This window comes from Saccharopolyspora erythraea NRRL 2338 (assembly GCF_000062885.1).
Classification (GTDB): Bacteria; Actinomycetota; Actinomycetes; order Mycobacteriales; family Pseudonocardiaceae; genus Saccharopolyspora_D; species Saccharopolyspora_D erythraea.
In genome coordinates this window covers 674,282-692,835 of record NC_009142.1, presented here as the reverse complement: position 1 = coordinate 692,835, position 18,554 = coordinate 674,282, and the positions used below count along the sequence as shown (strand labels likewise).

The following is an 18,554-nucleotide window of genomic DNA, read 5'->3' as shown; positions in this document are numbered from 1 at the left end:
CGCGGATCACCGGCCCCTCCGGTTTTTCGGCGCGATTCGGGTGTCGCACGACACCGTGCTGGATCGTGGCTTCGGCGCGCGACGCCGTCACAGCTCTGCCAGGTGCACCGCCGACGAGGCGGTCGTGCGCAGGGCCTCGGCCATGCGCTTGCGGTGCCGGTCGACGGCATCCGCGCTGACGCCTTCGGCGGTGGCCCAGGCGAAGTCGTCGGCCGTCACGCGCAGCGCCGCGTTCAGCGTCGCGGCGCGGACACGGATCTCGGGGGCGTCGGCGGGCAGTCGCGAAATCGTCCGGGTCGGGATCGATGTCGGCAAGCATGCCCGCCTTGCACCGCCCGAAGCGCTACCACCGCGGACTGCGCCGGGTGTTCTACCTGGCCGCGCTGTCGAGCATCAAACGACCGCGCCCTCGCCGGCCCGCTGGGCGCGCGGGCTGACGTCCGTTCTGCTTCGAAGCGGCGCAGCCGCTTGTCCACCCCCGCAACCGGCACCGCCGAGGGTTCTCAGGCGTTCTCCGGCGAGGACAGCTTTTTCGCGGCGTTAGCTGATACGCGAGAAAAAGATCCCGGAGCCAAAGGGCGCCTGAGGGTCCACCACCCACACGCCCAAGGTCAGCCCGAAGACAGCTCCTAGTGCACGCCGGGGGTACTTGGCCCGAGCGCGCTCAGCAGCAGCGCGATCCAGGCCAGCACGACGCCTGCCGCGGTGCCGAAGGCGACCCACCGCCACACCGGGATGCGCCTGCCGAGCCAGATCGACGGCGCGAAGCCCGCCGCCACGACGACGTTGACGCCGATCGCGAGCGCGGGGCTGACCTCGGCGAGGCCCTGGGTCACCACGACCAGCGTGACCACCACGATCGCGGCGATGATCGCGGTGATCGTGAGCCCGGTCGCCCACGGTGTCGGCGGCACCGGGCCGGGACGCCCGCCCCGGGCGTACCAGCCCGTGTAGCGGCCTGCCGCCTGCCCGGAGGTGCGCCTGCGACCGACGCGGTCGACCTCGCCGGTCACCGGGTCCGCGTAGCCGATCTCGCCGCCGGTCTCCACCGCCAGCCGCAGCGCGAGCTGACGTCCGCGCTGGGAGACCTGGGTGGCCACCTCGCCGGACACCGCTGCGAGCTGCGCCTCGGCGTCCTCCGCCGACTCACCGGCGGGTGCCTCGCTGATGGCGTCCACCACGTGCGCCCACTCGTGCAGCGCGTCGACCAGCGCCTCCGGCAGCGGCAGGCGCGCCGGGTCGACCTCCCGCTCGGCGCCGTTGACCAGCACCGCCCGTCCGGAGCGGGCGCGAAGTTCCCACGTCGTCGACTTCATCGGCTCAGATCCCGCTCATCGCGTGGAAGGCGATCGCGCCCGCGGTGGCCACGTTGAGCGAGTCGACCCCGCCCGCCATCGGGATGCGGACCGCGACATCGGCCGCGGCGATGGCCTGCTCGGTCAGGCCCGGTCCTTCCGAACCCAGCACGACCGCGACCGGTCCGCTGTCCAGCGCCGCCTCGCGCAGCGACACCGCGTCCGCGCGCGGCGTGAGCGCCGCCACCCGGAAACCGCCGTCGCGCAGCAGGTCGAGGTCGTCGGGCCAGGACTTGAGCCGGGTGAAGGGCACCCGCAGCACGTGCCCCATCGAGACCCGGACGCTGCGCCGGTACAGCGGGTCGGAGCAGCCTTCGCCGAGCAGCACGCCGTCGACGCCGAGCGCCGCGGCGTTGCGGAACAGCGCGCCGAGGTTCTCGTGGTCGCCGACGCCTTCGAGCACCGCGAGCCTGCGGGAGGTCGCGACCAGGTGCTCGGCGGTCAGTTCGGGGGCGCGGTCGGCGACCGCCAGCACGCCCCGGTTCAGGTGGAAGCCGACGACGGAGGCCATCACGTCGGGCTCGGCGACGTAGGCGGGCACGTCCAGCGGCGCGAGCAGGTCGGCGAGGGCCTCGATGCGGCGCCGGACGCCGAGCAGTGCGCGCACCGGGTACGGCGAGGCGACCAACCGCTCGACGACGACCACGCCCTCCGCGATCACCAGGCCGCGGCCGCCGGGGCGGTCCGGGCGCCGGTCCGCGGTCGACAGGTCGCGGAAGTCGTCGACCCTGGGGTCCTCGACATCGGTCACCTCGACGATCTGCGCCACGTACCGCATTTTCGCATTGCCCGGAATCCGCCGTCCGGGGCCGATGATGATCCAGCTCACAGGGATCAATTCGGGCTTCGGCGGCATAACTCGGGCGGTCCCGGCGTTGTTGCTTGCCGAAAGCAACGATTTCCAGGGAGCGAGGAGCACCCATGCCCCGGGCCGAGGAGGAAGCAGTCGAGGCCGGAAACTCCAGTTTATCCAGAAAAGCCCGTTTTGCCCTGATCCTGGGCGGGCTGACGGCGTTCGGGCCGCTGTCGATCGACATGTACCTGCCCGCCCTGCCCGAACTCACCCGCGAGCTGGGCGCCACCGAGGCGCAGGCGCAGCTCACCCTCACCGCCGTCCTGCTCGGCCTGGCCTTCGGCCAGCTCTTCGCCGGGCCCGTCAGCGACGCCGTCGGCAGGCGCAAGCCGCTGCTGGCCGGGCTGGCCGTCTACATCGCCGCGACCGTCCTCTGTGCACTGACCGAGTCCGTGCACACCCTGGCGGTTCTGCGCGCGGTGCAAGGGTTCGGCGCGGCGGCGGGCATGGTGATCGCCCGCGCGTCGGTGCGCGACCTGTACTCGGGTGCCGAGGCGGCGAGGTTCTTCTCCTCGCTGATGCTCGTAGTCGGGCTGGCGCCGATCCTGGCGCCGGTGATCGGCGGGCAGGTGCTCGCCCACACCACCTGGCGCGGGGTCTTCGTCGTGCTGACCGCCTTCGGCGTGGTGCTGATGGCGGTCGCGGCGTTCGCGCTGCCCGAGACCAAGCCGAAGCAGTGGCGCCAGCCGGCGCGGATCGGCTCGACGTTCCGGACCTTCGGCACCCTGCTGGCCAAGCCGTCGTTCCTCGGATGCGCGCTCGCGGCGGGACTGGCGATGGCCGCGATGTTCGCCTACGTCTCCGGTTCGTCGTTCGTGATGCAGAACATCTACGGCATGTCGCCTCAGACCTACGCGATGGTCTTCGGCGCGAACGCGATCGGGCTGGTGGCCGCGGGCCAGGTCAACGCCAGGCTGGTCGGCCGGGTGGCCACCGAGGCACAGTTGCTGACCACCGCGCTGCTCACGGCGTCGGTGGCCGGTGCGGTGCTGGTGACCACGGCGCTGCTCGGGCTGCCGCTGCCGGTGCTGCTGGGCGCGCTGTTCGTGATGATCTCCTCGCTGGGCTTCGTGATGCCCAACACCACGACGCTGGCGCTGGCAGAGCACCGCGAGGTCTCCGGCAGCGCGTCGGCGCTGCTGGGCGTCAGCCAGTTCGTCGTGGGCGCACTGGCGGCTCCGCTGGTGGGAATGGGCGGCGTGGGATCGGCGTTGCCGATGGTGTCGGTGATGTTCGGTGTGATCCTCGCGTCGGCGGCGGTGTTCCTCACCCTCGGGCGGCGTGGCGGGCCGTCCCAGCGGATCGTGGCCACGCGGACCAGCGGCTCGGCGCGGGCCGAGGTCGCGGCCACCGAACGCTGACACGACCCGGGCTGGGGCCCGCGGGCCCCAGCCCCTGCCACGTGGAGAGGAAGTTCTTTCGGCCATGGCTCGACTCGGCGACAGCGACCTCGACGTCTTCCCCATCTGCCTCGGCGGCAACGTGTTCGGCTGGACCGCCGACCGCGACCGGTCCTTCGAAGTCCTCGACGCCTACGTGGCGGCGGGCGGCAACTTCGTCGACACCGCCGACGTCTACTCCGCCTTCGCCGAGGGCAACGCGGGCGGCGAGTCCGAGGCGGTGCTGGGCGAATGGCTTCGCGCCCGCGGCAACCGCGACCGGATCGTGATCGCCACCAAGGTCGGGATGTGGGACCGGCGGCCGGGCCTGGGGGCCGAGAACATCCGTGCGGCGGCGGAGGATTCGCTGCGCAGGCTGGGCACCGACCACATCGACCTCTACTACGCGCACCGCGACGACGAGCGGACGCCGCTGGAGGAGACGCTGGCCGCCTTCGACGAGCTGGTGCGCTCGGGCAAGGTCCGCCACATCGCCGCCTCGAACTACACCGCGCCGCGCCTCGCCGAGGCGCTCGAGGTGTCCAAGCGTGAAGGATTCGCACGTTTCACGGCGTTGCAGCCGCACTACAACCTCGTCGAGCGCGCGGAGTTCGAGGGCGAGCCGGCCGGGCTCGCCGAGCGCGAGAACCTCGCGGTGCTGCCGTACTTCGCGCTCGCCAAGGGCTTCCTCACCGGCAAGTACCGCCCGGGCGACGCCAGCTCCGAGAGCCCCCGCGCCGAGCGCGCTCGCGCCTACCTCGACGAGCGAGGGGTGAAGGTGCTCGCCGCACTGGACGAAATCGCGACTCTGCGTGACCTCCCCGTTGCCTCGGTGGCGTTGGCGTGGCTGCTCGGAAAGCGGAACGTGACTGCACCGATCGCCAGTGCCCGCAACACCGAACAGCTCTCGGCTCTGCTCCCGGCAGCCGAGAGCGCGCTCACCGACGCCGAGGTGGAACGCCTCGACGAGGCGTCGGCCTGACCCCTGCCGCGCCCCGCCCGGGTGAGGGCGTCCTCCACCGTTTTGGCCTCTGTACCAGTGGGTATCGATGTGTCACGGTGGGTCTCCCATTGATGGAGTGCTGACGTGCGCGCACGCGGCGCTGACGTGCTTGGCCGACCGAGCGGGGAGACGGCATGGGAAGGCACGTGGACAACCGGGTGTTCAGGCCGGTGGATCGGCAACGCTATCGGGAAAAGATGCAGCGGGGGCTCGACGCGCTCGCCCGGATGCTCGCCGAGGGCAACTTCTCCTTCCCGCACCAGCAGATGGGGCTGGAGATGGAGCTGCACCTCGTCGACGAGCACATGGAGCCGTCGATGTCCAACACCATCGTCCTGGAGAAGATCAGCGATCCGGCGTTCACCACCGAGCTCGGGCAGAACAACGTCGAGTTCAACGTGGAGCCCCGGGTGCTGGCAGGCGACGGCGCGCTGCACCTGGAGGAGGAGCTGCGCACGGCGCTGGCGCGCGCCGACGGCAAGGCGCACGATGCGGGCGCCAAACTGGTGATGATCGGGACGCTGCCCACCGTGCGCAGGGCGCACGTCGAGCCGCACTGGCTGACCAAGCTGCCGCGCTACCAGCTGCTCAACGAGCAGATCTTCAACGCGCGCGGCGAGGAGACGCTGCTGGACATGGAGGGCGTGCCGCTCGCCGACGGCAGCAGCGACAAGCTGCGCTCCTACGCCGACTCCATCCAGCCGGAGTCGGCATCGACCTCGGTGCAGCTGCACCTGCAGGTCGCGCCCGAGGACTTCGCCGCCCACTGGAACGCCGCCCAGTGCCTGGCGGGCATCCAGCTCGCCATCGGCTCGAACTCGCCGTTCCTGCTCGGCAAGGCGCTGTGGCACGAGACGCGGATCCCGCTTTTCCAGCAGGCCACCGACACCCGCTCGCAGGAGCTGAAGAACCAGGGCGTGCGGCCGAGGGTGTGGTTCGGGGAGCGCTGGATCACCTCGATCTTCGACCTGTTCGAGGAGAACGTGCGCTACTTCCCCGCGCTGCTGCCGGAACCGGAGGACGAGGATCCGGTCGCGGCCCTGGACGCGGGGCGGGCGCCGGTGCTGGCCGAGCTGCGGCTGCACAACGGCACGATCTGGCGGTGGAACCGCCCGGTCTACGACCTCGTGGACGGGGTGCCGCACCTGCGGGTGGAGAACCGGGTGCTGCCGTCGGGGCCGACGGTGGTCGACGTGCTGGCCAACGCGGCGTTCTTCTACGGGGCGCAGCGCGCGCTCACCGAACAAGATCGTCCACTGTGGACGAGGATGTCGTTCGAGGCGGCCGAGGAGAACTTCTTCGCCGGCGCCCGCAACGGCACGGACGCACACCTGTACTGGCCGAGCGCGGGCTGGGTGGCTCCCGACGAGCTGGTGCTGCGCAGGCTGCTGCCGATGGCCCACGACGGCCTGCGCGCGTGCGGTGTCTCCGACGCCGCCCGGGAGCGCTACCTCGGGATCATCGAGCAGCGCTGCCTGAAGCGGCAGACCGGTGCCACCTGGCAGCGGGACACCGTGGTGGCGCTGGAGCGGCGCGGCATGGACCGGCAGGAGGCGCTGGCGGCGATGTTGCGCCGCTACATCGAGCTGGCCGAGAACGGCGACCCGGTCCACACCTGGCCCATCGGGTGATACGCGAGCACTCCGGAGCCCGAGGACGTCTGAGCTGAGTGCCTGTCTTTGATCTTCTAAGCGGCACAGCCGCTTGGCCCGCCCCCGCAACCGTGAGGTTCCGCCCACGCAAGGTGACCCCTCAGACGGGGTGACGACTACGGCGCGGTCGGTCCGGTCGCGACCGCGCCGTGGATCTCCAGCACCGGACGGCCGTCGACCACATGCGCACGGCCCCGCACGCCGAAGACGTCGGCGAGCAGGCCGGCGGTGAGCACCTCGGCCGGTGCCCCGGTGGCCACGACGCGACCCGCGTCCAGCACGGCGATGCGGTGGCAGTACTCGACCGCGTGCCGCAGGTCGTGCAGGGTCAGCAGCACCGCCAGCCCGTCCGATGCCAACGCGGCGAGCAGGTCGAGCACGCCGAACTGGTGCCGCAGGTCGAGGTGGTTGGTGGGCTCGTCGAGCACGAGGACGCGCGGTCGCTGCGCCAGCGCGCGGGCGATCGCGACCCGCTGCCGCTCTCCACCGGAGAGCGTCCCCACGTCGCGGCCGGCGGCATCGGACAGCGCCGTCGCGACCAGCGCCTCGCCGACGATGCGCCGGTCCTCGGCTCGCATCGGCTCCAGCAGTCCCAGGTGCGGCACGCGGCCCTGCGCCACCACCTCGCTGACGGTCAGCGCCGCCCGGTGCTCGGCCTCCTGCGTGGTCGCCGCCAGCGTCCGCGCCAGCCGCCTGCGCCCGGTGTTCGCGACCGGCAGGCCTGCCACCTCAACCGCCCCGGCGTCCGGGCGCACGGCGCGGTAGAGCGTGCGCAGGAAGGTCGTCTTGCCGCTGCCGTTCGGGCCGACGAGGCCGAACACCTCGCCCTCCCGCACCGACACGTCCACATCGGACAGCACGGCCCCGCCGTCCAGGACCACGCGGACACCACGCGCACCGATCACGCCGTCCTCCTCCGCCGCCGCAACATCACCAGGAACAGCGGTCCGCCGACGATCGCGGTGAGCACCCCGACCGGCAGCTCCGACGGCGCGACCACCAGCCGCGCGGCGAGGTCGGCCAACACCAGGAACAGCGCGCCGAGCACCGCCGATACCGACAGCATCCGCCGCGCCTCCGCGCCGACCAGGAACGCCGCGGCGTGCGGCACCAGCAGGCCGACGAACACGATCCCGCCCGCGACCGCCACCGCCGTGCCCGCCAGCAGCGACACCGCAACCAGCGACAGCAGCCGGAACCGGCGAGCGTGCAGGCCCATCGCCGCGGCCGCGTCGTCTCCGGCGTGCAGCAGGTTCATCCACCGTCCGGCTGCGACCGCGGCGACGATGCCGGCGCCCAGCACCGCCGCGGGCACGGGCAGCAGCTCCCAGCGCGCCGCGCCGAGGCCGCCGGTGATCCAGAACAGCACCTGCTTGGCCTGGTCGCCGGTGGCGAAGGCGTGCAGCACCAACGACGTCAGCGCGTAGGCGACCTCCCCGACGGCGAGCCCGCCGAGGACGAGCGTGGTCACCGACCCCGAGCGTCCCGCCACGGCCAGCACGAACAGCAGCGCGAGCAGGCCGCCGGCGAACGCCGCGACCGGCAGCGTCGCCATGCCGACCGCCCCCGCCCCGAAGCCGAGCACGGTCACCAGCGAGACGGCCAGCCCCGCGCCCTGCGAGACGCCGAGCAGGTAGGGGTCGGCCATCGGGTTCGAGGTGACGATCTGGGCGATCCCGCCCGCAAGCGCGAGCGCGGCGCCCACGACGACCGCGGTGACCACCCGGGGCAGCCGCGAGTCCCAGACGATCGAGGCCCGCACCTGCGTCCAGTCCTGCTCCACCGGCAGCAGCGGGGCGGCGAGGATCCGCCAGACCTGCCCGGGCGGCAGGTGCACCGAGCCCAGCGACACCGCGACCAGCCCGGCGAGGACCAGCGCGGCCAGCAGGACGACGTGTACGGCGGCGCCCCTCATGCGCCGTGCAGGTCCCGCGCCAGCCGCTCGACGGCGTCCGGGAAGCGGATGCCCTCGGTCAGCTCGACCAGCGGGACCGTGCTGTAGCGGTCGGCCCGCACCGCCGGAGTGCCCGAGGCCAGCGGATGGCCCTCGAGGTAGGCGCGCTTGTCGTGCACGGGCTTGGCCAGGTAGTCCACCAGCACGATCGCCCGCGGAGCGCGGGAGGCGACCTGCTCCCAGCTCACGTCCGCGAAGCCCTCCGGGACGTCGGCGAAGACGTTGCGGGCCCCGGCTCGCGTGAGGGCGTCGTTGCCGACGCCGTGGCCGCCGAGGGTGAAGGCCGCCTGCTCGCCGGAGTCGTAGACGAAGACGTCGACCGGTGGCACGCCCGCCAGGCGCTGTTCGACCGCGCGGACGCGGCCCTCGATGTCGGCGGCCAGCACCGACGCCCGCTCCCGCAGGCCCAGCACGCTGCCGAACATGTCGATGTCGGCCAGCAGCGCGGGCATCCCGGTCGGTCCGGTGGCGCACGACTCCGACAGCAGCAGCGTCGCGATGCCCTTGCTCTCCAGCGCCTCCCGGCCGCGGCCCTCGCCCTCGTCGAACGCGCTGGAGTACCCGCCGACCACCAGGTCGGGCTCGGCTTCGAGGATGCGCTCGGCCGACGGGTACTCCACGGCCAGCAGCGGCACCCGCGCGTAGTCGGCGGCCACCGACGCCGGGGGCGTGCGGTCGTCCGGGTAGGCGGTGCCGACGAGGCGGTCCCCGAGGCCGAGCGCCAGCAGGATCTCGGTCGCGTGCTGGTTCAGGCTGACCACGCGCCGCGGCGGCTCGGCGATGACCTGCGTCCGCCCGCAGTTCTCGACGCGCATCCCCTCCCAGGCGGGTCCCGTCGAGGCCGCGGTGCCGCAGCCGGCCAGCAGGAGGGTGGTGGCCAGCACCACGAGCAGGCGTCGCATCGGGCCTTCCGGGGTCAGGGCCCGCGGAAAGGCCCGGACGCGCGCTCCGGCGCCGTCCTGAGCCCCCACCGCAGACCTCGGCGGTCGTCGGAGCATCCGCCGCGAGCGGGTGATCGGGCTCGCCGCGCGCGTCGCGCGGCCTACCGTTGCGGGTCAGCGCCGGACTTCGACCGGACTTCCCCCGCTCACGCGGTGTCGTCGTGGATGTTGCCGGAATCGCCCGAAGTGGTCAACCAGAGCGAATCACCGCGACGGCACGTCACCGCGTGGCCCCGCAGGCGAGGGAGCCGTCCATCCACTGAGATCAACACCTCCCCGAACTGCGGACCCGGGACTGTTGCCAGTATCTTGCAGTTGCTAGAGACTGCCCTTAGCCACAGACGCAGTAGGGAGAACGCTCAATGGCTCAGTACGTGCTGCCCGAGTTGGATTACGACTACGCGGCGCTGGAGCCCGCGATCTCGGGGGAGATCAACGAGCTGCACCACAGCAAGCACCACGCGACCTACGTCAAGGGCGCCAACGACACGCTCGACAAGATCGCCGAGGCCCGGGACAAGGGCGACTTCGGCTCGATCGTCGGGCTGGAGACCACGCTGGCGTTCAACCTGGCCGGCCACTCGCTGCACCTGGTGTGGTGGAAGATCCTCAGCCCCGACGGCGGGGACAAGCCCACCGGGGAGCTGGCGGCGGCCATCGACCAGGACTTCGGGTCGTTCGACAAGTTCCGCGCCCAGATGGAGGCGGTGTCGACCACGATCCAGGGCAACGGCTGGGGCGTGCTGGCCTGGGACCCGGTCGGTCGGCGGCTGATCACCCAGCAGCTGCGCGACCACCACTCCAACCTGTCGATCGCCACCACGCCGCTGCTGGTGTTCGACATCTGGGAGCACGCCTACTACCTGCAGTACCGCAACGTCAAGGCCGACTACGTCAAGCAGCTGTGGAACGTGGTCAACTGGGACGAGGTGGCCAAGCGGTTCGAGGACGCCCGCGCCGGCTACAACGGGCTGCGCCTGCCCGCGGCGTGAGACCGCCCGCGCGTCCTCCCGCCGACGACTCGAGGACTCGCGGACGAGACTCGGCGGTGAATGCTCCGACAAGCTGAGCTGCCGAAGCCTTCGGGGCCCTCCACTTCCCGCCGGAGGGCCCCGAAGTGCTGTTCAGGGGCTATTCCCGGTCAGCGGGTTCCCGCTCGGCGTCCTGGTCGGCCTTGCGCTCGACGTGGCGGATGCGCCAGAGGACGGCCACGAGCGCGACCACCGCCACCACGAGCAGGACCTGGGCGTCGGTGACCCCGGCGACGGCGCGGCGAAGCCACACCTGCACCGCGAACTGACCGTCCACATCGGCCAGGCCACCGAGATTGGCGGTCCCGTCGGTCACCACGAACAGCACGCCGATGGCGACGAACACCAGGCCGGACACCAGGTTCGCGGTGTGCACCCGCAAGCGGCCGACGCCGATCTCCCGCCCGCGCAGCCACTTCCGGTTGCGGATGTCGAAGCGGTCCCACAGCACGGCGAGCACGAACAGCGGAAAAGCCATGCCCAGCGCGAAGACCGCGAGCAGCACGGCGCCGTAGAGCGGGTCTCCACCGGTCGCCGACACCGTGAGCACGCTGCCGAGCAGCGGCCCGGCGCAGAACCCCGCCAAACCGTATACGGCGCCGAGCGCGAAGACCGACAGGTTCGACGAAACCCTGATCCGGCCGGTGAGCTGCTGCGCCGCGCTGATGCCGAAGCCCCGCCCCGAGATCTGGAGCAGTCCGAGTCCGACGAGGACGAGACCGCCGGCCAGCGTGACGGTGTCGCGGTAGGAGGTAAGCAGCGCGCCGAAGAGCCCTGCCGCCGCGCCCAGCGGCACCAGCGTCACGCAAAGACCGGCGTAGAAGACCGAGGTGCGGGCGACCAGCCTGCCGATGCCGTTGAAGGCGTAGGCGAAGAAGGAGGGCAGCAGCAGCGCCGAGCATGGGCTGAGCAGCGACAGCAGGCCACCGAGGAACGCGCCGACGAGGCCGATCTCGGTCATCGCGCCCGTGCCTGCTCGATGACCTCGGTGAAGACCTCCAGCGGCTGGGCGCCGAACACCGGCTGCCCGTTGATCACGAAGGTGGGCGTGCTCGACACCCCGAGCTGCGCGCCCTCCATGGCGTCGGCCTGGATGCCCGCGTAGACCCCGGGATCGCCCATGTCGGCCTCGAACCGCTGGATGTCGGGCACGCCGGCCTGCCGGGCCAGCTCCACCAGCCGCTCCCGCGGCATCGGCGGGTGGCCGGTCGGCGGCGCCTGGGCGAAGACGGCGTCGTGGAACTCCCAGAACCTGCCCTGCCGGGCCGCCGCGCGCCCGGCCTCGGCCGCCGACAGCGACTCCTCGCCGAAGATCGGGAAGTCGCGCCACTCGATGCGCAGGACGCCGGTGTCGACGTAGCGGCGCTGGAGCTCCGGTTCGATGTCGCGGCCGAACTTGGCGCAGAACGGGCAGCGGAAGTCGGTGTAGTTGACCAGCACCACCGGGGCGTCCGGACGTCCCTTGGCCAGCGGGTCGCCGGGGTCGCGCCGGGCCAGCGACTCCAACGGGTTCTGCTGCGCCTGCGGTGCGGGCTCAGGCGCGGGCGGCGCGTCGCCGCGGTTCTGCGTCGCCAGCACGTACCCGAGCAGGAACACCACCGCCGCGGCCAGCACACCCGCCAGCACGTTGAGCCGACGGACCTTCGCCTTGCCCACCAGAGCCTCCGTTCGTCAACTACTACGGAGGATAGTAGACACTCAGAGCCGACCGTCGGACAGGCAGTAGAGCAGCACCAGACCGGCGACGACACCGACCGCGGCCATCGCGGGCGCGGCCGCGGCGAACACCGCCGCGAGGTAGCCGGTGCGCCCGCGCCGGGAACCCCGCGCGGCGCCCAGCCAGCGCAGCCGCAGCTCCACCGCCTCCCGCGACATCGCCAGCGAACCGGCGGGCACCCCCGCCCCGCTCACGGCGCGCAGGGCGGACCGCACCGGGCCCGGCCCGCAGCGCGTCGCGGCAGCGGCGTCGGCGGCGAGCTCCACCAGCACCCGCACCATCGGGGGCGCGGCCCGGAACAGCGGGACGAACGGCAGCGCCCGCGCGAGGACGTCGGCCATCAGCACGAGGCGGTGGTGGTTGCCGGACAGGTGCGCGCGCTCGTGCGCGAGGATCGCGTCGCGCTCGGCGGCGCCGAGCCGGGAGACGCCGGTGGTCGCCACGATCGCGCCGCGCCGGCCGCCGAGGCTGTAGGCGACCGGGGTGGCCTGCTCCAGCCACAGCACCGCCGAATCAGGTTCGGCGGTGGACAGGGCCCGCAGCAGCCGCAGGTGATGCCGACGCCTTCCGGCGTCACGCCTGGTCAGGCGGTACGCGACGAACAGCGTCCGAACCGTGGCGGCGAAAACCGGCAGCGCCGCGCCCAGGCGCAGGACGTGCTCCCACACCGGTTCGCCACCGGCGTGGACGGCGTTGACGCAGGTCCAGGCCATGCCGATCAGGTGGTCGGCCGCGCCGCGGTGCGGCAGCACCAGCAGGACCGCACCGGTCACCGCTCCGGTGACGACGACCGCGGCGGAGGCGACCCAGACCGTCAGCGCGACGCCCGGACGCACCCGCGGGCTCACCACGGCGCGCAGGTAGAGCGGCCCGGACAGGGCGATGAAGACCGCGCCCGCGAGCAGCCCGATGGCCAGTGTCACGACTCGCGCCCCCTGTCGAGGGCGCGGCGCAGCACCTCGGACTCGCGGTCGGACACCGAGCGCGCGAAGTGCAGCAGCACGGACTCGGCGTCGCCGGAGGAGTCGAGCACCTCGCGCAGCAGGTTCGCGCCCGCCTCCTCGCGAGTGCGGGCCGGGCGGTAGCTGTAGGCGCGTCCGGTCATGCTCCGGTGGACCCACCCCTTGCCGTGCAGGTGGTCGAGCACGGTCATCACAGTGGTGTAGGCGAGCCTGCGTTCGCCGGCGAGACGCTCGAGCACGTCGCGGACCCGCATCGGCTCACCGGACGACCACAGGACGTCCATCACCTTCAGCTCCAGCTCACCCAGACCGAGCATGGCACCTCCCGGGCCGAGTCTATGCAGGCGCGCTCCGGCGCAGCAGGTGCGCGGCGAGCGCGCCGACCCACACCCAGCCCACGACGAGCGTGAGCCGTTGCAGCAGGCCCGCGACCGGCAGCAGCGCGGCGTTCTGGGCGAAGCCCACGCCGGCGAGCACGAACCCGGCCAGGAACACCACCGCGGTCGCGACCGAGTACCAGGCCCAGCCGGTGCGGCCGGACTTGAAGCAGCGGCGGGCCAGGACCCCGCACGCCAGCGGCAGCGCGGCGAAGACGAGCGCGGAGAAGGTGTCGTGCAGCGACCCGGTGAGCGTGCTCTGCCCCAGCGCCGGCGTGCCGGCCGGGTACCCGCTGATCGGGTCGGTCCGGAAGAACCCCGCCCCGGCCAGGCCGATCGCGTAGACGCCGAGCAGCCGCGACAGCCAGAGCCCGCCCGCGGTGCGCCGCACCCCCACCGCGAACGCGAACATCAGCACGCCGGTCGCGACGAAGCTCGTACTCTGCACCCGGCCGGACTCCCCGAGCGCGAGCGAGCTCACCGGGTGGCGCAGCGCGCTGTAGCCGGGCCGCAGCGCACCGGCGACGAGGAACACGACGACGAACAGCACGGCGCCGGCCAACCCGCACGCGAAGGACGCGCGCGGCGCGCGCGAGGCGTTTCCCATGCGCCGCACACTACTTCGGCAGCCGGGGCCCGACGGCCGGTTCGCCGGCACCTGTGCGACGCGGGGCAGCGATCAGCGGGAGACGACGCGGCCCGCTGCCCGGCGGCTCCAAGGGGAAGCAGGCCCCGGACCCGGTACCCACGCGAACGGGCCCCGGCTTCCGGAGAAGCCGGGGCCCGATCTGTTCCCGAACTGACTGCCGCTCCCACCACGAAGCGGACGGGTATTAGGTTAGCCTAACCTGCGAGCAGGGGCAACCCCTCGATCAAGACGAGATCCGCGCGCCGGGAAATCGCCGGTCAGACGCCCGGGGCCGACCTCAGAACCGCGCCCGGCGTCCGGCGCGATGCCAAGGCTGTCACTGGCGTCGGAGGTCACGACGGTGACAAGCTGGGCCGCCGACTCCGAGGACGGAGAACGCCATGCCGCACACGCAGCTCCCTCGGGAGACCGGCTCATCCGGGTTCCTCCTGCGGGCCGCCACGCCGGCCGATCTGCCCGCCGTCGCCCCGCTGTGGGAGACGGCCTGGCTCGACGGGCACCGCGACCGGGTGCCCGACGAGCTGATGGCGTTGCGCGACTCCGACCATTTCGCGCACTACGCCGCCAGGTGGGTGTCGGTGACCACGGTCGCGACGGAGAACGCCGGGAACCTCATCGGCCTGGTCATCGTCGGCCCCGACGACGGTGAAGTCGTGCAGCTCGCGGTCGAACGCGACGCCCGGGGACGCGGCGTCGGGACCGCTCTGCTGCAGGCCGCGGAAACCCGGCTCTCCTCCGCACACCGCGAGGCATGGCTGGCCGTGGTCCCCGGCAACACCAAGGCCCGCCGCTTCTACGAACTGCACGGGTGGCACGACACCGGGCGGATCGTCCACCATGCGCCGACCCGCACCGGAACGGTCGCCGTCCCCGTCCACCGGTACGTCAAACCGCTCAGCATCTCGTACAGCTAGGACGTGTTTCAGAATGTGGCTTCTAGGAATCGCCTTCCCGGCGGCTCCCGACGCGGCCACCGTGCGCTCTGCGGCGGGCTAGCACACCCGCCGCGACGAGCGCGGCCGCCAGCGACAGCAGGCCACCGATCATCAGCGGCGACCGCGGGCCGAGCTCCGCCGCCAGCCAGCCCGACGCGAGCCCGCCCAGCGGCTTGCCGCCCAGGAAGACCAGCATGTAGAGCCCCATGACCCGGCCGCGCACGGTCGGATCGACCGAGAGCTGCACCGTCGCGTTCGCGCTGGTGGTGAAGGTCATCACCGCGATGCCGACCGGGATCAGCGCCACCGCGAACGTCCAGTACCCCGGCATCACCGACGCCACGACCTCCAGCGCACCGAACGCCGCGGCACCGATCAGCACCAGCCGCAGGCGCGGCCCTCCGCGGGCGCTGCGGCGGGCGGCCAGCGACGCGCCGGAGAGCGTCCCGACGGCGAGCATCGTGATCAGCAGGCCGTAGCCGTCGGCCTCCCGCTCGAAGGTGTTGCGCGCCAGCACCGCCAGCGTGTTCTCGAAGTTCATCCCGAAGGTGCCGATGCAGAGCACCAGTGCCATGAGCGTGATCAGGTCGGGGCGCCCGCGCACGTAGCGCAGGCCCGCCACGAGCTGCCCGCGCTTCTCCCGCAGCGGCGCGGACCGGTGCAGCCTGGCCGGGTCCATGAGCACCAGCCCGGTGACCACGGCGACCGAGCTGAGGCCGTTGGCCAGGAACACCCAGCCGGTGCCGACCGCGGTGATCATCAGGCCGGCCACCGCGGGCCCGACGATGCGGGCCAGGTTGAACGTCATCGAGTTCAGCGCCACGGCGTTGGTGACCTGCGCGGGCCCGACCATCTCGGTCACGAACGACTGGCGCACCGGTGCGTCGACCGCGGCGAAGCAGCCCAGCACCAGGCACAGCGCGTAGACGTGCCACAGCACCACCACGCCGGTGACGTCGAGCAGCCCGAGCACGAACCCGCACGCGCCGAGCGCGCTCTGCACACCGATGAGCAGCCTGCGCTTGTCGAAGCGGTCGGCGGCCACCCCGGCCCACAGCGTCAGCAGCAGGGTGGGCATGAACTGCAACGCGACCGCCACGCCCAGCGCCGCCGCGTTGCCGCCGGAGAGCTCCAGGACGAGCCAGTCCTGCGCCGCCCGCTGCATCCAGGTGCCGGTCAGCGACACGACCTGCCCGGACGCGTAGTAGCGGTAGTTGCGCTCGCGCAGCGAGCGGAACATGCCACCGCCACCGGTGGCGTCCGATGTGGACGACCGCGTGAGGTTGTCCGGGACCTCGCCGGGGGCCTGGGCTCCCGGCCGGAACGAGGTCTCCTCGGACACTGCTACGCGGTCAGCTCCTCCCGGGTCAGCGGCTCGCCAGCCGGTCGATGATCTCCGCGGCGCGGCACAGGGTCGTGCGCTCCTCCTCGGTGAGGTCGGCGAGCTGGAGGTCCAGCCAGCGCTCGCGCGCCGACACCTCCTCGTCGATGCGGGCCTTGCCCGCGTCGGTCAGCTCGACGATGGCCTGCCTGCCGTCGGTGGGATGGGCACGCCGGACCACCAGCCCGGAGTCCTCCAGGGCAGCGATCACCCTGGTCATCGACGGCGGCTGCACGCCCTCCTTGGCCGCGAGCTCGCCCGGCGTCATCGGGCCGACCTTGTTGAGGCAGAACAGCGCCGACAGCTGGGAGAGCGTGATCGCAGAACCGGTGCTCTGCGCCCGGAGCCTGCGGTTCAGGCGGACGACCGCGACCCGCAGCCTGCTGGCCAGGGTGCGCTCGCGCTCGGCAATCTCGGACACGTCGTTAGTCTACCAAACTATCTAGGCGATTCGGACAGAAACCGTGCAGAACGGTCACGATTTCGCAAGAGCCTAGCGCCAGCGGGCTCCCAGGTCAGGCACCGAACGCATCACTGACGGGACCGGCGACGAAATACAGCACGAACGCCGCGGACACGACCCACATCAGCGGGTGCACCTTGCGCCCCCGCCCGGTGGAGACCTGCATCACCACGTAGCTGACGAAGCCCGCGCCGATGCCGTTGGCGATCGAGTAGGTGAACGGCATGACCACGATCGTCAGGAAGGCGGGCAACGCGACCGTGAAGTCCGACAGGTCGATCTGGCGGATCTGGCTCATCATCATCGCGCCGACCACCACCAGCGCCGGGGCGGCGGCCTCGACCGGGATCACCTGGTACAGCGGGGTGAAGAACATCGCGGCCAGGAACAGCAGCCCGGTGACCACGTTGGCCAGGCCGGTCCGCGCCCCCTCGGCGATGCCCGAAGCCGACTCCACGAACACCGTGTTCGAGCTGGCCGAGCCCAGGCCGCCGGCGACCGCGCCCGCGCCCTCGACCGCCAGCGCCTTGCCGATGCCGGGCAGGTTGCCCTGCGAGTCGGCGAGGTTGCCCTCCTTGCCCAGGCCGGTCATGGTGCCCATCGCGTCGAAGAAGTTCGCCAGCACCAGCGTGAACACCAGCATCGCCACGGCGAGCGCGGGCAGCCGGGTCAGGGCGCCGAAGGAGACGTCGCCGACCAGCGACAGGTCGGGCAGGTCGATCACCTTCTCCGGCAGCGCCGGGTAGCCGAGGTTCCAGCCGTAGAGGTTGACGCCCTTGGACGGGCCGACCCGCACGATCGTCTCGACCACGATGGACAGCACGGTGCTGACCGCGACGCTGATCATGATCGCGCCGCGCACCTTGCGCGCCACCAGCACCGCGGTGAGCACGAGCCCGAACACGAACACCGCCGTCGGCCACGACGCGATGGAGCCGTTGATGCCGAGACCGACGGGCACCGTGGTGTTGGCCTCGTCCGGCAGCCGCCGCACGAACCCGGCGTCGACCAGGCCGACGAAGCTGATGAACACGCCGATGCCGACCGCGATGGCCGCCTTCAGCTCCGGCGGCACCGCGTTGAACACCGCCGTGCGGAACCCGGTGGCGACCAGGACCAGGATGATGATTCCGTCGATCACCACCAGGCCCATCGCCTCCGGCCAGGTGACCTGCGGGGCGATGGTGACCGCCAGCAGGGTGTTGATGCCCAGCCCGGCGGCGATGGCGAACGGGTAGTTCGCGATGAGGCCGAACAGGACGGTCATCACACCCGCGACCAGCGCGGTCACCGCGGCGACCTGCGGCACCGGCAGGATGTTGCCGAGCACGTCGCGCTTGGCGGTGGCGTCTTCGGCCGAGTAGCTGCCGAGGATCAGCGGGTTCAGCACGATGATGTAGGCGACCGTCACGAAGGTGACCACTCCGCCGCGCACCTCGCGGGCGATACTGGAACCACGCTCGGTGATCTTGAAGTAACGGTCCAGTACCGGCTGTCTGGTGGTGTTGCTCATCTACCCGCTTCCCCGGCGTTCTTGCTGGTTACCCAGGTAGCCTGCCTGACGTGGTAGACGACAGCGAATCCGCCCCCGCCGCGTTCGGGCACCGGCACGTGCCCGCCCTGCCGCGCAGGCTCGCCGAGCCGACGCCGGTGGTGCTGGCAGGCACCGTGCTGTGGTGCGCCGGGGCGGTCGTGTTCGCCGTCACCGACCCCGGGAGCATCCAGTTCTGGACCAGCGCCGTCGGCTGCGGGCTGGGCGTCATCGGCTACGGGGTCTTCCGCTGGCAGCGGTCGGCGTCCCGCCGCGGGTCGCGCGGGGCGTGGAAGGGGCTGTCGGGGCTCGATGGCTGAACATCTTCCGTCCCGGCCGCGCCTCAGAGCTTCGAAGCGGCGCAGCCGCTC

Annotated in this window: 20 protein-coding genes; 6 read left to right on the top strand and 14 right to left on the bottom strand. The window is 72.1% G+C overall.

All coding sequences use genetic code 11. From position 1 onward, the window contains the following. Positions 1 to 87: 87 nt before the first annotated feature. From SACE_RS03090 to SACE_RS03080, 3 genes are all read right to left on the bottom strand, one after another. Positions 88 to 315 carry a hypothetical protein gene (locus SACE_RS03090; protein WP_009945121.1) on the bottom strand — a complete coding sequence of 76 codons (228 nt, stop codon included), beginning with the start codon at positions 313 to 315 and terminating at the stop codon, positions 88 to 90. Between the two features lie 314 nt (positions 316 to 629). Then, positions 630 to 1,316: a DUF2537 domain-containing protein gene (locus tag SACE_RS03085; protein ID WP_011873110.1), complete on the bottom strand. Its 687-nt coding sequence runs from the start codon at positions 1,314 to 1,316 to the stop codon at positions 630 to 632. Between the two features lie 4 nt (positions 1,317 to 1,320). Further along, on the bottom strand, positions 1,321 to 2,133 hold the full coding sequence (locus SACE_RS03080) for a TrmH family RNA methyltransferase (protein WP_009945124.1): 813 nt from the start codon (positions 2,131 to 2,133) through the stop codon (positions 1,321 to 1,323). Between the two features lie 143 nt (positions 2,134 to 2,276). On the opposite strand from SACE_RS03080, the gene SACE_RS03075 reads away from it, so the two are divergent. From SACE_RS03075 to SACE_RS03065, 3 genes are all read left to right on the top strand, one after another. Then, positions 2,277 to 3,569: a multidrug effflux MFS transporter gene (locus SACE_RS03075; protein ID WP_011873108.1), complete on the top strand. Its 1,293-nt coding sequence runs from the start codon at positions 2,277 to 2,279 to the stop codon at positions 3,567 to 3,569. Between the two features lie 64 nt (positions 3,570 to 3,633). Further along, on the top strand, positions 3,634 to 4,569 hold the full coding sequence (locus SACE_RS03070; protein WP_009945126.1) for an aldo/keto reductase: 936 nt from the start codon (positions 3,634 to 3,636) through the stop codon (positions 4,567 to 4,569). A 155-nt stretch (positions 4,570 to 4,724) separates the two neighbouring features. After that, the gene (locus SACE_RS03065) at positions 4,725 to 6,221 is read left to right on the top strand and encodes a glutamate-cysteine ligase family protein (protein ID WP_009945128.1); all 1,497 of its coding nucleotides are present in this window, start codon (positions 4,725 to 4,727) and stop codon (positions 6,219 to 6,221) included. A 137-nt stretch (positions 6,222 to 6,358) separates the two neighbouring features. Here SACE_RS03065 and SACE_RS03060 read toward each other — a convergent pair whose 3' ends face one another. The 3 genes from SACE_RS03060 to SACE_RS03050 are packed head-to-tail and all read right to left on the bottom strand — an operon-like array spanning position 6,359 to position 9,098. Beyond that, complete coding sequence (locus SACE_RS03060) at positions 6,359 to 7,147, bottom strand: ABC transporter ATP-binding protein (RefSeq protein WP_009945130.1); 789 nt, start codon at positions 7,145 to 7,147, stop codon at positions 6,359 to 6,361. After that, positions 7,144 to 8,157, bottom strand: a complete 1,014-nt coding sequence (locus SACE_RS03055; protein WP_009945131.1) for a FecCD family ABC transporter permease — start codon at positions 8,155 to 8,157, stop codon at positions 7,144 to 7,146. The genes SACE_RS03060 and SACE_RS03055 overlap by 4 nt, the downstream gene beginning before the upstream one ends. After that, a complete protein-coding gene (locus SACE_RS03050) occupies positions 8,154 to 9,098 on the bottom strand; it encodes an ABC transporter substrate-binding protein (RefSeq protein WP_011873106.1) in 945 nt (314 codons plus the stop codon). Before SACE_RS03050 ends, SACE_RS03055 begins: the two co-directional genes overlap by 4 nt. A gap of 401 nt (positions 9,099 to 9,499) precedes the next feature. Between SACE_RS03050 and SACE_RS03045 the strand changes: the two genes are divergently transcribed. Next, positions 9,500 to 10,129 (top strand): superoxide dismutase, encoded by a 630-nt coding sequence (locus SACE_RS03045; RefSeq protein WP_011873105.1) that lies wholly within the window; start codon positions 9,500 to 9,502, stop codon positions 10,127 to 10,129. 139 nt (positions 10,130 to 10,268) lie between these two features. On the opposite strand, the gene SACE_RS03040 is transcribed toward SACE_RS03045, so the two are convergent. The 5 genes from SACE_RS03040 to SACE_RS03020 are packed head-to-tail and all read right to left on the bottom strand — an operon-like array spanning position 10,269 to position 13,831. Next, positions 10,269 to 11,129, bottom strand: coding sequence for a cytochrome c biogenesis CcdA family protein (locus SACE_RS03040; RefSeq protein ID WP_011873104.1), 861 nt, complete (start codon positions 11,127 to 11,129; stop codon positions 10,269 to 10,271). After that, the gene (locus tag SACE_RS03035; RefSeq protein WP_009945140.1) at positions 11,126 to 11,824 is read right to left on the bottom strand and encodes a DsbA family protein; all 699 of its coding nucleotides are present in this window, start codon (positions 11,822 to 11,824) and stop codon (positions 11,126 to 11,128) included. Before SACE_RS03035 ends, SACE_RS03040 begins: the two co-directional genes overlap by 4 nt. Before the next feature lie 42 nt (positions 11,825 to 11,866). Next, positions 11,867 to 12,808, bottom strand: coding sequence for a M56 family metallopeptidase (locus tag SACE_RS03030; RefSeq protein ID WP_009945142.1), 942 nt, complete (start codon positions 12,806 to 12,808; stop codon positions 11,867 to 11,869). Then, positions 12,805 to 13,164, bottom strand: a complete 360-nt coding sequence (locus SACE_RS03025) for a BlaI/MecI/CopY family transcriptional regulator (RefSeq protein ID WP_009945143.1) — start codon at positions 13,162 to 13,164, stop codon at positions 12,805 to 12,807. The genes SACE_RS03030 and SACE_RS03025 overlap by 4 nt, the downstream gene beginning before the upstream one ends. A 19-nt stretch (positions 13,165 to 13,183) precedes the next feature. After that, a complete protein-coding gene (locus SACE_RS03020) occupies positions 13,184 to 13,831 on the bottom strand; it encodes a DUF998 domain-containing protein (protein ID WP_009945145.1) in 648 nt (215 codons plus the stop codon). 422 nt (positions 13,832 to 14,253) lie between these two features. On the opposite strand from SACE_RS03020, the gene SACE_RS03015 reads away from it, so the two are divergent. Next, complete coding sequence (locus SACE_RS03015; RefSeq protein ID WP_009945146.1) at positions 14,254 to 14,787, top strand: GNAT family N-acetyltransferase; 534 nt, start codon at positions 14,254 to 14,256, stop codon at positions 14,785 to 14,787. Positions 14,788 to 14,809: 22 nt separating this feature from the next. On the opposite strand, the gene SACE_RS03010 is transcribed toward SACE_RS03015, so the two are convergent. The 3 genes from SACE_RS03010 to SACE_RS03000 form a co-directional block, all read right to left on the bottom strand. Next, positions 14,810 to 16,150, bottom strand: a complete 1,341-nt coding sequence (locus SACE_RS03010) for an MFS transporter (RefSeq protein ID WP_011873103.1) — start codon at positions 16,148 to 16,150, stop codon at positions 14,810 to 14,812. 25 nt (positions 16,151 to 16,175) lie between these two features. Continuing rightward, complete coding sequence (locus SACE_RS03005; protein ID WP_009945148.1) at positions 16,176 to 16,610, bottom strand: MarR family winged helix-turn-helix transcriptional regulator; 435 nt, start codon at positions 16,608 to 16,610, stop codon at positions 16,176 to 16,178. Positions 16,611 to 16,704: 94 nt separating this feature from the next. Then, a complete protein-coding gene (locus SACE_RS03000; protein ID WP_009945149.1) occupies positions 16,705 to 18,165 on the bottom strand; it encodes an NCS2 family permease in 1,461 nt (486 codons plus the stop codon). A 50-nt stretch (positions 18,166 to 18,215) separates the two neighbouring features. Between SACE_RS03000 and SACE_RS02995 the strand changes: the two genes are divergently transcribed. After that, positions 18,216 to 18,503, top strand: a complete 288-nt coding sequence (locus tag SACE_RS02995) for a DUF2530 domain-containing protein (RefSeq protein ID WP_009945151.1) — start codon at positions 18,216 to 18,218, stop codon at positions 18,501 to 18,503. Positions 18,504 to 18,554 lie beyond the last annotated feature (51 nt).